We start from the raw sequence: 1,718 nt of genomic DNA, 5'->3' as shown, positions 1-1,718 counted from the left end.
GGCTCGTGCCGGTCGGGTGTGCGGGACAATGGGGGCATGCCTTCCGCACTGCCCGACGGTGAACCCATGCCCGAAGACGGCTCGCTGCCGTCGCACGCCCTGGCGGGAGCCGGGGAGCGGCCGCTCGGGTTCTACCTGCACGTCCCGTACTGCGCCACGCGCTGCGGGTACTGCGACTTCAACACCTACACGGCCACCGAGCTGCGGGGTACCGGCGGCGTGCTCGCCTCCCGGGAGAACTACGCCGACACCCTGATCGACGAGGTCAGGCTGGCCAGGAAGGTGCTCGGGGACGACCCGCGGGCCGTGCGGACGGTGTTCGTGGGCGGCGGTACGCCGACGCTGCTGCCGGCCGCCGACCTCGTACGGATGCTCGCGGCGATCCGCGAGGAGTTCGGACTGGCCGAGGACGCGGAGATCACCACCGAGGCCAATCCGGAGTCGGTGAACCCGGAGTACCTGGCGGAGCTGCGCGCGGGCGGCTTCAACCGGATCTCCTTCGGCATGCAGAGCGCGAAGCAGCACGTCCTGAAGGTGCTCGACCGCACCCACACCCCCGGACGGCCGGAGGCGTGCGTCGCGGAGGCGCGGGCGGCGGGCTTCGACCACGTCAACCTGGACCTGATCTACGGGACGCCCGGGGAGTCGGACGAGGACTGGCGGGCGTCGCTGTCGGCCGCGCTGGGGGCCGGACCCGACCACATCTCGGCGTACGCGCTGATCGTGGAGGAAGGGACGCAGCTGGCGCGGCGGATCCGCCGGGGCGAGGTCCCGATGACGGACGACGACGTGCACGCGGACCGGTACCTGATCGCGGACTCCGTGATGGCCGAGGCCGGGTACTCCTGGTACGAGGTCTCGAACTGGGCCACCTCCGAGGCCGGGCGGTGCCTGCACAACGAGCTGTACTGGCGCGGGGCCGACTGGTGGGGGGCCGGGCCGGGCGCGCACTCGCACGTGGGCGGGGTGCGGTGGTGGAACGTGAAGCACCCCGGCGCGTACGCGGCCGCGCTGGCGGAGGGGCGGTCGCCCGGGGCCGGGCGGGAGCTGCTGTCCTCCGAGGACCGGCGGGTGGAGCGGATCCTGCTGGAGCTCCGCCTGGTGGACGGTGTACCGCTGTCCCTGCTGGCTCCGGCCGGGCTGGCCGCGTCCCGCCGGGCCCTGGCGGACGGGCTGCTGGATCCGGCCCCGTACGAGGCCGGGCGGGCCGTGCTGACCCTGCGGGGGCGGTTGCTGGCCGACGCGGTGGTCCGGGACCTGGTCGACTGACCCCGCTGGGGCTGGCGCGACCCTGCGGGGCCGTCCCCGACCCGCCCTTCCACCGTTCCCCGGGGCTCCGCCCCAGACCCCGCGCCTCAAACGCCGGCGGGGCTGGATTCGCCCGGCCCCGTTACGCCGTCACGTGGTCGATCAGGTGCTCCACCGCGCCCAGGAGGGTGGGTTCCAGGTCCTTGTAGGACGTCACGCGGGACAGGATGTGCTGCCAGGCGGCGCCCGTGTTCTCCGGCCAGCCCAGGGCGCGGCAGATGCCCGTCTTCCAGTCCTCGCCGCGGGGGATCACCGGCCACGCCGCGATGCCCAGTGCGGACGGCTTCACCGCCTGCCAGACGTCCACGTACGGGTGGCCCACGATCAGGACGTGCGGGGAGGTCACGGAGGCTGCGATGCGGGACTCCTTCGTGCCGGGGACCAGGTGGTCCACCAGGACGCCCAGGCGG

2 protein-coding genes are annotated in these 1,718 nt (G+C 73.9%); one reads left to right on the top strand and one right to left on the bottom strand.

The features are described from left to right. Window positions 1–36 precede the first annotated feature (36 nt). Window positions 37–1,269: a radical SAM family heme chaperone HemW gene (gene hemW, locus ACWGDE_RS38730; protein WP_453393782.1), complete on the top strand. Its 1,233-nt coding sequence runs from the start codon at window positions 37–39 to the stop codon at window positions 1,267–1,269. Between the two features lie 121 nt (window positions 1,270–1,390). Here the strand turns inward: hemW and ACWGDE_RS38725 are convergent. After that, on the bottom strand, window positions 1,391–1,718 hold a 328-nt coding region (locus tag ACWGDE_RS38725), incomplete at its 5' end, for a DUF3097 family protein (protein ID WP_453393781.1).

It is taken from the genome of Streptomyces sp. NPDC054956 (genome assembly GCF_053609185.1).
This window is presented reverse-complemented; position numbering and strand designations above follow the sequence as displayed.

What these genes read in the sequence shown, in the direction of transcription:
- hemW (WP_453393782.1), top strand. Translation starts at nt 37, where the DNA reads ATGCCTTCCGCACTGCCCGACGGTGAACCCATGCCCGAAGACGGCTCG.